This window comes from Desulfosporosinus sp. I2 (assembly GCF_000960765.1).
Classification (GTDB): domain Bacteria; phylum Bacillota; class Desulfitobacteriia; order Desulfitobacteriales; family Desulfitobacteriaceae; genus Desulfosporosinus.
In genome coordinates this window covers 1-12,070 of sequence record NZ_JYNH01000144.1, presented here as the reverse complement: position 1 = coordinate 12,070, position 12,070 = coordinate 1, and the positions used below count along the sequence as shown (strand labels likewise).

Here is a 12,070-nt window from a genome sequence, read left to right as displayed (position 1 = left end):
TGGATCAAAATCAAATTGCGATCCTGACAAGCTTCTCAAACTATGTTACGATGGAAGTGTTAAAGTAAAATTTTGGGAGTTGTTAATATGAGCGAGTTTCTCTCAACGCTTCCGGAGGAATTTCAAAAAGATATATACTCTGCAATTGAGATACTCAAGAATGCCGGATGCAAGGAAATATTTATTTTCGGCTCGTTGGTCACGGGTACTTACAGGGAAGATTCTGATATAGATATTGCCATAAAAGGATGTTTACCCGAAAATTATTTTGCTCTATTAGGGAAATTAATGACTACATTAAGTCGTCCTGTCGATTTAATTAATTTAGATAGGGAAGATCCATTTTCACAATACCTTGAAAAGGAAGGTGATCTTTATCGCGTCTCCTGAAAAGGCAATATCTCAAATAATTTTCGAGATAAAGCAAATCGATGAATTATTTACTTCCTTCAGCGAATTATTGGAAAAGAGTAAAGTGGAGGAACCAACTTGACACACCTCACTTTTTATGAATCCAGAATTGAACAAAGAATACAGAGACGATAAGAAGTCTATTCTAGATGTTCGTGCTGTGACGATTGAAGGATGCAGATTAACATAGAAATTCAATTAAGCAATCAATACGACATAGAGAAACGCTCACTGTATTGGGCGGAAATGTACTCCAGGCAGATGCGAGAAGGGATGGCTTACAAGGAACTGGCGAAGGCGGTCACGATTAACATTTTAGATTTTAATTATTTGAATCAGACGAAGAACTACCATAGTGTATTTCATCTTTACGAAGACGAAGAGAGATTCCAACTTACGGAAGCCTTAGAAATGCACTTCATGGAATTGCCTAAATTGGTCTCAAAGTGGCGACGAAGAGAGGTTAGCCCTTGGGAGGATGTTTTGGTTCGATGGTTATTGCTTCTGGAGGGTTCGGAAAATCAGGAAATTTTAAAAACACTGGAGGAGATTGCAATGCAAGATCCCGTTTTGCACCAGGCCATAGCTGCGTGGGAGAAATCAAGTGATGATCCTAATGTGAGAGAAGAGTACTTTGCGAGACGCAAGGCAGTTTTAGATGAGATGGCGGCCGTCAGAGAAGCAGAACTCCGCTTGAGGGAAGCAATCCAGAAGGGAAAGGTAGAAGGAAAGGCAGAAGTTGCGAAGAATCTTTTGGACTTGGGAATGGAGATTTCAAAGATAGCTAAAGCAACAGGTATGACGGAAGACGAAGTTAAAGTGCTAAAAGATTGAGACTACTGATCGAGGGAGGGGTCTGCTCCCTAGAGGGGGCCCTAGGAGCACCGGTGCCTGTCGAATCAGAAAAAGCTATCCCCTACACTATGGAAGTGTGGGGCGATTTTTTGTCCGCAATTCGCTTTTCCGCCAAAGGGGACCGTCCATAGATTAACATTGTTAATTGCCTGAGAGTAAATAGATAAGTTGACCAAAATACGTAAATAGAGGTAAGCACTCCCTCTTTACTGGGGCGGTTCATGAGCCCAGCATGATCTCCGAACTTAAAAAGGAAATCTTAAGCAGTGACAGAATTGATTTTCTCGTATCGTTCATCAAGTGGAGTGGCTTATGGTTAATCATCAATGAACTGACTCAGTTCACAGCCAATGGCGGTAAATTGCGGGTTATCACGACCTCCTATCTAAAGTCCATCACTCGTTTAAAAACCTAGTCGTTACAGCAACGGGTACTGGTAAAAAGCAGTAGACCACATTTTGACACACACTTATTAGTAATTTGTAAAAAGAGGCGATAAAATGGCCAAATCAAAAATTGAATGGACTGAAAATACCTGGAATCCGGTTACTGGCTGTACGAAGATATCTGATGGATGTAAAAACTGTTACGGTGCTGTCATGGCTCAACGTCTAAAATTAATGGGAAACAAGAAATATGCTAATGGATTTGAGGTTTCACTCCACGAATACTGCTTAATGATCCTTTGAAATGGAAAAAGCCGTCTCTAATCTTTGTAAATTCTATGTCGGATCTTTTCCATGAAGACATCCCTTTAGAATATATCCAAAAGATTTTTGGCATTATGAATAAAGCTTCTCGGCATACCTTCCAAGTTCTAACGAAAAGATCAGATCGACTTGAAGAACTTGCTCCTTATCTGGCTTGGAGCCCTAACATCTGGCAAGGGGTAACTATTGAAAGTGATCAATATAAGTATCGTATTGATTCATTGAGGAAAGTAAATGCCAAAGTCCGATTTATTTCCTTTGAACCATTAATTGATGAGGTTAAGGAATTTTTGAATAAAGGCTTGCCGGGCAGTGCCAAGGAGTTTAAAGGGCCAATGCACTTAAATAAAATATTTTGTAAATTCAGAACTATGCATAAATTTTCACACTTGCAGACCTTTGATTTCACACCACTCGTTTAAACGTAAAGCGGGTGGTGTTTTTGATGTAATAATCGTAATGGCTGAAACCTTCTTATACCAAGGTTTACTTCCGAATTTTCTGAAGAATGCTCCTGGGTAATCGGGTTGGCATAGAATTTGCTGTTAGTGATAGTCAGGGGGCTGGTGAGTAAATCACAGAACTAGGAGTAAAGGTGAGGTCGGGGAAAATCTTCTGGGTAATTTGAAAAGAAGGGTGTGTGAAAGATGATTAACAAGGAAACAAGTCAAACAGATCAGGTTAAAGAAGGGCTGATGGCCCGCGCGGGATTTGCACTCGCAGATTGGAGTGAAAAGTGGTTCCCGGATGCTTATGTATTTGCGGCGATTGCGGTGGTTCTCGTTGGAGTGGCGGCACTATTCATGGGGCGTACTCCTACCCAAATCGGAGTGGATTTTGGATCTCACTTTTGGGATTTGGTCCCCTTTGCGATGCAAATGGCGTTTATTGTTATTACCGGTTACGTTGTAGCTTCGGCTAAACCAGTTCATAAGATCATTGTTAAACTTTCAGCTATACCTAAAACTCCGAAAGGCGCGGTGGCCTTTGTTGCCTTCTTTGCCATGGTTGCATCTCTGTTAAGTTGGGGCTTTAGCTTGATTTTCAGCGGAATCCTGATTAGAGAAGTGAGTAAACGGGTAAAAGGGGTTGATTACAGGGCAATAGGTGCAGCGGGATACCTCGGACTCGGAAGTATTTGGGCTTTAGGACTTTCTTCCTCACCAGCTCTGTTGATGACAACGAAATCCTCTATTCCTGCTGCGCTGTATAAAATTAGTGGTACGATTCCCTTGTCGGAAACTATTTTTTCTTGGCAAAACTTGGTCATGATTATTGTGCTTATCGTTTTGTCAGTTGGGATCTGTTTTGTCTCTACCCCTAATGCAGATAAGGCCAAGACGGCAGAAATGGCCGGTGTCAACTACGGAGCGGGGGAAGACGCTGGTGTAAAAATCAAAGCGGAAAAGCCTGGGGAATGGTTAGAGTATAGCCCGATTTTGAACCTTGCCGTTGTTGCCATAGGTCTTATCTATCTCGTTCAGATTATTTCTACTAAAGGGCCTTTAGCTGCTCTCGATCTTAATACGTACAATTTTATGTTCTTGATGTTAGGGATGCTATTGCACTGGACGCCAAGAAGTTTCTTAAATGCCGCAGCTAAAGCCATACCCGCTACCGGTGGTGTACTCATTCAATTTCCTCTTTATGCCGGTATTTTCGGGGTGTTGATGGGCTCTGGACTGGCCGATTTATTGATGAAGTTCTTCCTTTCCATTTCAACTCAAAATACATTCCCAGCCATTGTTGGAATCTACTCTGCCATTCTCGGACTATTCCTTCCCTCAGGCGGTGGAAAATGGATCGTAGAAGCACCCTATCTTATCGAAGCTGCAAAACAATTGCATGTTAGCCTTGGCTGGGTCGTGCAAGTATATAACGCATCAGAGGCCCTGCCAAACTTTATTAATCCTTTCTGGATGCTACCATTGATGGGTATTATGGGTGTAAAAGCAAGGGACCTCGCAGGATACTCAATTTTACAATTGCTCTTCCATTTACCTGTTGTTATCTTCATGGTTTGGATCTTGGCGAAAACTGTACCTTATATTCCACCAATTTTCTAATCTTTTCATCAGAGTGGTCTGATTAGAGTTGAATCATTCACAGGCTATTATATCTAGGTGTTTTAGTTTTAAGAGAGGTTGAATTACGATGGCACAATTAGTGAGTTTAGAAGAAGCTATCAGCAAGGTTCAGCATGGAATGACCCTAATGGTCGGAGGGTTTATTGGGTGTGGAGCCCCCGACCAACTTCTGGAAGAAGTTTGCCAGAAGGGTGTTAAAGAGCTGACCCTCATCGCCAATGATACGGGTATCCTCGGGGATGCGATGTCACAACTTATCGTGCAGCGTTGCGTTAGTAAGCTCATTGCAACCCACATAGGCACGAACAAAGAAACCGGAAGGCAAATGTCAGCCGATGAGCTTGAAGTGAAGCTGGTACCTCAAGGAACCTTAGTCGAGCAGATTCGGGCAGCAGGCGCGGGTTTAGGAGGAATTTTGACTCCAACTGGAATTGGAACGATTGTGGAGGAAGGGAAGCAGAAGCTGGTTGTCAATGGTACAGAATACCTTCTGGAACTCCCTGTTCACGCTAATGTAGCCTTATTAAAAGCCTATAAAGCGGATATGGCCGGAAATCTTGTCTATCGTCGTGCGGCACGTAACTTTAATCCAATCATGGCAATGGCCGCAGACCTAGTCATTGCTCAGGTGGAGCATATCGTGGAAGTTGGGGAAATCGACCCGGATGAAGTCATGACCCCGGGTATCTTTGTGGATTATTTGGTTCAGAAGCAGCCGCGGGAGGTGACTAACGCTGGATAAGGAAGCAAGAATGGAGTGGCTTGTTAAACGAGTGGCTCAAGAATTCAACACGGGGGATGTCGTTAATTTAGGGATAGGAATCCCTACTAAGGTTGCTAATGCCCTGCCGGAAGGAATAAAGATCATCCTTCAATCTGAGAACGGCTATTTAGGGGTCGGCCCTGCGCCGGAAGTAGGAAAAGAGGATTCTGATACGGTTAATGCTGGAGGGCAATATGCTACCATATTACCGGGCGGTTGCTGCTTCGATAGTGCCATGTCCTTTGCCATCATTAGAGGAGGGCATGTGGATGCTACAGTTCTCGGAGCACTTCAGGTAGATGAAGAAGGAAACTTAGCAAGCTGGATGATTCCGGGAAAGATGGTGCCCGGAATGGGTGGAGCAATGGACCTGGTCGTTGGTGCGCAACGCGTTATTATTGCCATGGAGCATACCGCCAAAAATGGCGGCTTAAAAGTCCTGAAGAAGTGCACATTACCTTTGACGGCAGCAAAACAAGTCAATCTGATTGTCACGGATATGGGAGTTATGGAAGTGACCTCCAAGGGTTTGGTGCTTAAAGAGATTACCCCGGGCTTAACTTTCGAGGAAGTGCAAGCCTGTACTGAGGCCTCTTTATCATACCGAGCTGAATAGTCCAAATAGAAGGTATCGAAGAGAGAAACAGCACATCGTGGTCTTGCTACACTTAGTATTGGCGGCCAAGGGATTGCAATGATAGTAGAACGTAAATAGAGAGAACTTACCCAATGGGGGGTTCATCCGAAACTGGTAAACCCTGTGGTATTTTACTGCGGGGTTTTGTTTTGTAATTACTATTAAAGACATTTTGGATATTAAGTAAGCTAAATTCAATAGAAAAAGAGCATTTCTGTATATAAAACAAACAGATTATCCAAATAAATCCATAACGCACTAGGGGTGGACAGGGAAATAAAAAAATACGATAATGAGAAGTGAGAAAATTGTGAATAAATGAGGTATATGCTCTCGTTTTGGAGAGAAGACAAGGCCGATTGTGAAGAACGGGGGTTTTCATGCGACGATTTAGTATGCGACTTAGACTTATGATTATCTTTGCCCTTGCAGTGGTATTGCCGCTGGTAGGGAGTGGCTATATTTTAATTCATCGTGCCGAACAAGCTCTTAACTCGGAGAAGGAAAGCAAACTCTTTGGCATTGCACGGGTGTTGGACGGGAACCTGGTAGGGGATTTTGAAACCTTGTTACCATTAGAGGCTAAAAGTGCTTTGCGTGATGAAAAGGTACGACTGCTCAATACAAAGTTGGCAGGGATTACGGATCAAATTGTTTCAGGAAATCCAGGGGTAGGAGCTGGGTATTATTCTAAGGACCTAGACTGCATTATTACCTATGGACCAAGTTCTGAATACAATTCAACCATTGGTCAATCAATCGCTAAAGAACATTTAGGTCGTGAAGTAATGGCAAAAGGGATCTCTCTGGTTGCGCGTGGCCAGATGGTTAGGGGTCATATCCTCAATGCCATGGTTCCGCTTATTCGCGACGATCGTGTCATCGGATACGCCTGGGCCAACGAAATGACTGAAAGTGTAGATAAGCAGATAAAAACCATGGAAGGTGTAATGTATCTGACGTTAGCTCTCGCCTTACTATTAGGGCTCGGTATTAGTATGCCTTTGGCAAGTGGGGTGTCTAATTCTGTCCAAGGTATTATTCAAGGGCTACGGGGTTTGCGTAGTGACTTGAGTTATCGATTGCCAGAGACTCATGGAGAATTTGGAGAAATTACCATAGCTATTAATGGAATGGCACAAAGTCTAATGAATACTCGTTCACATACAGAAATTATCATGGAGAGTATGGTAGATGGAATTATTACGATTGATAATGACGGAAAGGTAACTGCCATAAATAATGCTGCTCGGCGCATAATGGGGCTAAATCAAGAGGTGATTGGCATTAACTATGTCAACCTTTTTCTTGGACACGCCAAGTTTCACGGCCTGCTGTTAGAAACTTTGCATACCGGTAAAAACTTCATCGGGTATGAAGAGGAATTTTGTCGTTCTGATGGGACAATCGTCCCCATCAGTGTTAGTACCTCTATGCTTTATGATAATCAGGATATCTTAGGTGCGGTTGTTGTTTTCAAAGATTTATCGGAACATAAGGCCTTTGAGGACCGGGTAAGGAGAGTGGATCGTCTCGCTGCAGTTGGGGAGCTGGCCGCCGGTGTGGCGCATGAAATACGCAATCCTTTAACAGCGATTTCCGGGAGTGTGCAAATTTTGGTGGATGAATTGCCAAAGGACCATTCCTCTCGGGTTTTTGGAGATGTAGTCTTGAAAGAGGTTGATCGTCTTAACGTTGTAATTGAGGACCTTTTGTATTTTGCCAAACCTTCAAAAAACAATGTCTCATGCGTTCATCCCAATGAACTCTTGGCTGATACGCTTTCTTTGCTTTCACCAAGTCTGAAAAAAGAGCTTGTTGTCCTGGAGAAATATTTTGATCCGACCATCGGGCTTATTTCCGTTGATGCCGAACTCATTAAACAAGTTCTGGTTAATTTATTACTCAATGCGGTGCAAGCCCTTCCCCCAGAAGGAGGAAAGATCACAGTCACGACACAAACGGCAAATGAAGGCGTTGAGATTATCGTCAAGGACAGCGGTACAGGGATGGATTCAGAAAGTTTACCAAGAATTTTCGATCCTTTTTTCACTACTAAAGATACAGGAACTGGACTGGGGCTGGCGGTCAGTAACAAAATCGTAGAAATTCACCGCGGATATATTCGAGTTGAAAGCACCGTTGGCATAGGAAGTACGTTTACAATCTGCTTACCCTATGGAAATGTATCTAAGTAAGAGAGGGGAACCCACTACATGTCAATTAATGTCCGTGTTTTAGTAGCTGATGATGAGGTGAGCTTGCGTTTGGTGCTTCAAACGGCCATAAGTAAGGTGGGTTATGGGGTGGATACCGTGGAAAATGGTAAAGAGGCACTCCGTATGGCTCAGGAAAACTATTATGATGTTGCTTTACTTGATATCCGCATGCCCGAGATGGATGGGTTACAAGCATTTTATGAAATTCACAAAATCAAACCCGATTTGCCCATTATCTTGATGACGGCATTTGGGAGTTCGGAAATTGCTGTTGAAACCATGAAGCGTGGCGCTTTCGACTATATTTTAAAACCTTTTAACCTCGAAGAAGTCAAGATTATTGTGAATAGAGCTATTCACATGCGGCGATTGGTTAGAGAAGTGGTATATCTCACTCAGGAAGTGAAAGTGTTAAGCATGGAGACGGCTGCCCCATGCAAACTCATCGGAGAAAGCCCGAAAATTCAAGAGGTATATAAAAGCATTGGTCGAGTTGCGAATTCAAAAGCGGCGGTATTGCTCACAGGAGAAAGTGGAACGGGTAAAGGTATGGTCGCTAAGACTATTCATTATACAAGTGATCGACGGCAGAATCCTTTTGTTCAGGTTAACTGTGGTTCGATTCCGGACGGCTTGTTAGAGAGTGAACTTTTTGGGCATGAAAAGGGAGCGTTTACAGGTGCTCTTTTTCAAAAAGCCGGAAGATTTGAATTGGCCGAAGGAGGAACGCTTTTTCTTGATGAGGTTGCGGAAATGAGTCCGAATCTCCAAGTAAAACTTCTCCGCGTTTTACAAGACAAGGAGTTTGAACGCGTTGGGGGCACGAAAACATTTTTCACCAATGTTCGTATCATTGCAGCCACGAATCGCGATTTGGCTAAAGAGATATCCGAGAAACGTTTTCGGGCGGACCTCTATTATCGACTGAACATTGTTCCAATTTGTATACCTTCGCTTCGTGAGCGAGGGGAGGATATTATTTTACTAGCTGATTATTTTTTAAAACGTTTTTCAGGAGAAACAGGGCGGAATGGTATGTTTCTCACCCCTGATGTGATAGACATTTTCCGCAGCTATCCTTGGCCAGGAAATGTCCGGGAATTAGAAAACGCGGTGGAACATGCCCTGATCATGAGCAGTAATCGGGTTATATTGCCTGAGCATCTTCCCCTTAGCATAACGCTGGAAGAGGTGGAAGAAGGCACAGTTGTTTCGGGAACTGGTTCTTTACAGTCTTTACGAGAGGTGTTGTCAGAAGCAGAAAAACGTCACATCGCCGAGGCTATAGAACGGACAGGCGGTAACCACACTCATGCTGCAAAACTTCTTCAGATTTCGCGAAGGGCCCTCCTTTATAAAATTCAGGAACATAAGCTTAGTTGAAAATCAAAGGTAGCAAATTAGTCCGCTCACCCCTTCATATTTATAAATATTAGGAGAAGGATAGACAAAACCGGCAACAAAAGAAAGATATTGTCTTATATTGCAAATATCTGAACCGCCTAAAGAAGCGAGGTAGAAAGGGGTGTTTCAATAAATATTATGAAACAAGGAATTCAGACCGGCCGGGTTTTCAAGTGTGCTGTAGTTCAGTCAAATCCCCGTATTGGAGATAAAGCTTACAATTTAGCCAGAATACTGGAGACGATGGAAATCGCTGCGGCAAATGGATCTAAACTTATTGCTTTTACTGAAGCTGAACTGACGGGATATTGTTTCAACGACTTACACGAAGCTAAAATCTATTCAGAGGAAGTTCCCGGACGAAGCACCGGAAAAATAATTAATCAAGCTCGCGAACACGATCTCTACGTGGTAGTCGGTTTATTGGAAAATTTTCAAGGTAAATTATTCAATTCAACCGTCCTAATCGGGCCTGAGGGAATCATTGGGAAGTACCGCAAGACCCACCGGATCTATCTTGGCGCCGATCGATTCTCAGAGAAAGGGGATATACCGTATACTGTTTATTCCACCCCTATTGGCAATATTGGATTAATCATCTGTTACGACCTCCTGTTTCCCGAGGCCTGTCGGGCTTTGGCCTTGCAAGGGGCAGATATTATTATTAATTCTACCAATTTACCCTTAGGGACAGAAAACTTTATCGAAACTTTACTTCCGGCTCGCGCCTTAGAGAACAGGGTGTTTATGATTGCATCCAGCAGGGTCGGTATGGAAAGAGGGATGTCGTTCATCGGGGCCAGTTCCATAGTGGATCCTTACGGCAGGTTTCTGGCCCGAGCCGGTTCGGATCAGGAGGAAATAATTTATGCTGACCTCAAAGTGGGAAAAGCCCGCAGTAAGCAAACCATCATCAAACCTGGAGAGTATGAGTTTGATATCTTCAAAGACCGCCGGACTGAATTCTATGGTGAAATATGTTTGAAACGGGAAAACGAATAATCAGTTGTCTATCGAGCTTAAAACGGGGCCTTAAAAGTCTATAAAATTTGATCGGTGGTAAGCATAAAAAGACCACGGATTTCTCGGTTAAGTAGTCCAGATAACTCTGGGAAAAACAACATATTTTATGAGAAGGACATTGATTTACTTCTTTCCATCCAACAGAAGCCCACGGGCATTTCCTACGTTTATTTAGAGCCATTCATGGAAATTGAAAAATACTATCCGGTTATAAAGAAATTCAGTGATGCAGGGATTCATCAACATCTCTATACAAATGGCACTTTAGCTACGGAAGAGACGTTGAAAGCTTTAGGTGAAGCCGGTCTTGACGAGTTGCGTTTCAAACTGGGTGCCTCAAATTGTTCGGACAAAGTGATTAAAATTATTGCAATAGCGAAAAAATACATTGAAAATGTAGGTATTGAAACGCCAATGACTCCTGAGTTCTTCGAAACTTTTTTCAATAAGAAGCAAGCGATCTTAGAGACAAAACTCGATTTTATAAATTGTGCAGAATTGCACCTAAATGCCAATAACATAGACAATTATTACGGGGAAAACATGTATATTTCCAGACATGGCTATATATCTCCGATTTGGAGTAGGGAATTAACTCTGAAATTCATGAAAATAGCCGTTGAAGAAAGCTGGGATTTAGCAGTTCATGATTGCTCAAACTATACGAAATTTGCCAGAGGTTTGAATTTTGGTGGCAATGAAGGCAGGTGGGTCGGATCCAGTAATTATACCTGTGCGTTTTTCAGTATACCCTACGAAGTATTTTTACCCATACTGCGTGATGACAATTTCAAATTTTTATATGAAGAGGAATTGCCTGCCGGCTATAAACCAGGAGAGCTGGTTTTTTAGAATATAAGGAAACAAGACTTTTCGGAGGTGAACAGTGTGATCATAGGTTTTGGCTTTGGAAATCCACTTCAGAGTATTATCATGCTGCTATTCACTTCACTCATAGTTACGTTATTTATCGAAGCTTACGAAATGTAGGGCGTGGGAAGCAGAATCCTTTACTTGAAAGAGAGCAACGCAAACAGGATTATTATGCGCAGAGACAACGGGCACGAGAATACGCTCGCCAGTTTGACTTGACTGATGAAGAGATTGAACGGCGCTTAGACGAAGAAGATAGGATCTAACAGATTAATCTTTTCAACCTAACTATCACTATTAAAGTTAGTGACGAAGATAAATAGCTATAGCCCTCATCTAATTCTAGGTGGGGGCTATTTGACACTTACAATTATTCTTGCTTTATCGGTTGGTCTGAATCCTTGCATGACTTCAGAAGAACAAATTCACTGTCTTTACTATCTAATACATTTCTTCCGTTTGGCGCTGTATCTGTTGAATTTCTTCAATGATATCTGTCATTTTGTTGAAGAGTATACTATACATTTCTTTATAATTTACCAATGTTCTTCACCCCAATAGTGGTTTACACTCACTATTTTATGCGTTTTTCGCATAATAATCAATATGCAATTATCGCATACTATAAAATAGTGTTGGGGTGAATATCATGTACCAGCGATTACGTGATTTACGAGAGGACAGGGATTTGACTCAGCAAGAGCTTGCCACCTTCCTGAAGGTAAGCCAAACAACCTATTCCAGATATGAAAGCGGTGGCCTGGATATTCCTAGTACCTCGCTTATTAAACTTGCTGAATTCTATAAAACCAGTATCGACTATCTGGTAGGATTGACTAATAATAAAAGGCCCTATCGCTGAGAGAAACGCCGAATTTTTTCTCCAGCTCTCTGAATCCGACGTAACTGGGAGCTAAGCCAAAGGAAAGGTATAGGTCTATATCACTATTTGGGATACTTAACAGACTAGTTCCTGCGATGAAAAAGGGCGAACAAGTCTGCACCACTGAGGTGAATTCGGCCCTAAAGGGGCTAGGACGAAAGAAAATCATCATTACAGAATAAAATTTATACCATAATATCCCATA

General features: G+C 42.4%; 10 protein-coding genes and 3 pseudogenes. All 13 read left to right on the top strand.

What is annotated here, in order from left to right; genetic code table 11:
• Positions 1–87: 87 nt before the first annotated feature.
• Positions 88–390 (top strand): nucleotidyltransferase domain-containing protein, encoded by a 303-nt coding sequence (locus UF75_RS21390; RefSeq protein ID WP_045576582.1) that lies wholly within the window; start codon positions 88–90, stop codon positions 388–390.
• 118 nt (positions 391–508) lie between these two features.
• Positions 509–1,245, top strand: a pseudogene (locus UF75_RS21385) (Rpn family recombination-promoting nuclease/putative transposase); the annotation flags it as partial.
• 214 nt (positions 1,246–1,459) lie between these two features.
• A pseudogene (locus tag UF75_RS21380) lies at positions 1,460–1,654 on the top strand (hypothetical protein); the annotation flags it as partial.
• 112 nt (positions 1,655–1,766) lie between these two features.
• Complete coding sequence (locus UF75_RS30885) at positions 1,767–1,955, top strand: DUF5131 family protein (RefSeq protein ID WP_052693509.1); 189 nt, start codon at positions 1,767–1,769, stop codon at positions 1,953–1,955.
• A gap of 35 nt (positions 1,956–1,990) precedes the next feature.
• Positions 1,991–2,398 carry a DUF5131 family protein gene (locus UF75_RS30880; RefSeq protein WP_282433841.1) on the top strand — a complete coding sequence of 136 codons (408 nt, stop codon included), beginning with the start codon at positions 1,991–1,993 and terminating at the stop codon, positions 2,396–2,398.
• 225 nt (positions 2,399–2,623) lie between these two features.
• On the top strand, positions 2,624–4,042 hold the full coding sequence (locus UF75_RS21370) for a TIGR00366 family protein (protein ID WP_197079492.1): 1,419 nt from the start codon (positions 2,624–2,626) through the stop codon (positions 4,040–4,042).
• Between the two features lie 88 nt (positions 4,043–4,130).
• Complete coding sequence (locus UF75_RS21365; RefSeq protein ID WP_045576580.1) at positions 4,131–4,805, top strand: 3-oxoacid CoA-transferase subunit A; 675 nt, start codon at positions 4,131–4,133, stop codon at positions 4,803–4,805.
• Positions 4,806–4,815: 10 nt separating this feature from the next.
• On the top strand, positions 4,816–5,442 hold the full coding sequence (locus UF75_RS21360; protein ID WP_045576579.1) for a 3-oxoacid CoA-transferase subunit B: 627 nt from the start codon (positions 4,816–4,818) through the stop codon (positions 5,440–5,442).
• A gap of 401 nt (positions 5,443–5,843) precedes the next feature.
• Entirely contained in the window at positions 5,844–7,661 is a 1,818-nt protein-coding gene (atoS, locus tag UF75_RS21355; protein ID WP_045576578.1) for a two-component system sensor histidine kinase AtoS, read from the top strand.
• A gap of 18 nt (positions 7,662–7,679) precedes the next feature.
• The gene (locus UF75_RS21350; protein ID WP_045576577.1) at positions 7,680–9,065 is read left to right on the top strand and encodes a sigma-54 dependent transcriptional regulator; all 1,386 of its coding nucleotides are present in this window, start codon (positions 7,680–7,682) and stop codon (positions 9,063–9,065) included.
• Between the two features lie 159 nt (positions 9,066–9,224).
• A complete protein-coding gene (locus tag UF75_RS21345; RefSeq protein WP_045576576.1) occupies positions 9,225–10,088 on the top strand; it encodes a carbon-nitrogen hydrolase family protein in 864 nt (287 codons plus the stop codon).
• Between the two features lie 123 nt (positions 10,089–10,211).
• Positions 10,212–10,961: pseudogene (locus UF75_RS21340) on the top strand (radical SAM protein); the annotation flags it as partial.
• A 670-nt stretch (positions 10,962–11,631) separates the two neighbouring features.
• Positions 11,632–11,844 carry a helix-turn-helix transcriptional regulator gene (locus tag UF75_RS21335; protein ID WP_045576575.1) on the top strand — a complete coding sequence of 71 codons (213 nt, stop codon included), beginning with the start codon at positions 11,632–11,634 and terminating at the stop codon, positions 11,842–11,844.
• Positions 11,845–12,070 lie beyond the last annotated feature (226 nt).

Bases quoted from the DNA above. Each gene is read 5' to 3' on its own strand.
- UF75_RS21390 (WP_045576582.1), top strand. From the start codon at position 88: ATGAGCGAGTTTCTCTCAACGCTTCCGGAGGAATTTCAAAAAGATATA.
- UF75_RS30885 (WP_052693509.1), top strand. From the start codon at position 1,767: ATGGCCAAATCAAAAATTGAATGGACTGAAAATACCTGGAATCCGGTT.
- UF75_RS30880 (WP_282433841.1), top strand. From the start codon at position 1,991: ATGTCGGATCTTTTCCATGAAGACATCCCTTTAGAATATATCCAAAAG.
- UF75_RS21370 (WP_197079492.1), top strand. From the start codon at position 2,624: ATGATTAACAAGGAAACAAGTCAAACAGATCAGGTTAAAGAAGGGCTG.
- UF75_RS21365 (WP_045576580.1), top strand. From the start codon at position 4,131: ATGGCACAATTAGTGAGTTTAGAAGAAGCTATCAGCAAGGTTCAGCAT.
- UF75_RS21360 (WP_045576579.1), top strand. From the start codon at position 4,816: ATGGAGTGGCTTGTTAAACGAGTGGCTCAAGAATTCAACACGGGGGAT.
- atoS (WP_045576578.1), top strand. From the start codon at position 5,844: ATGCGACGATTTAGTATGCGACTTAGACTTATGATTATCTTTGCCCTT.
- UF75_RS21350 (WP_045576577.1), top strand. From the start codon at position 7,680: ATGTCAATTAATGTCCGTGTTTTAGTAGCTGATGATGAGGTGAGCTTG.
- UF75_RS21345 (WP_045576576.1), top strand. From the start codon at position 9,225: ATGAAACAAGGAATTCAGACCGGCCGGGTTTTCAAGTGTGCTGTAGTT.
- UF75_RS21335 (WP_045576575.1), top strand. From the start codon at position 11,632: ATGTACCAGCGATTACGTGATTTACGAGAGGACAGGGATTTGACTCAG.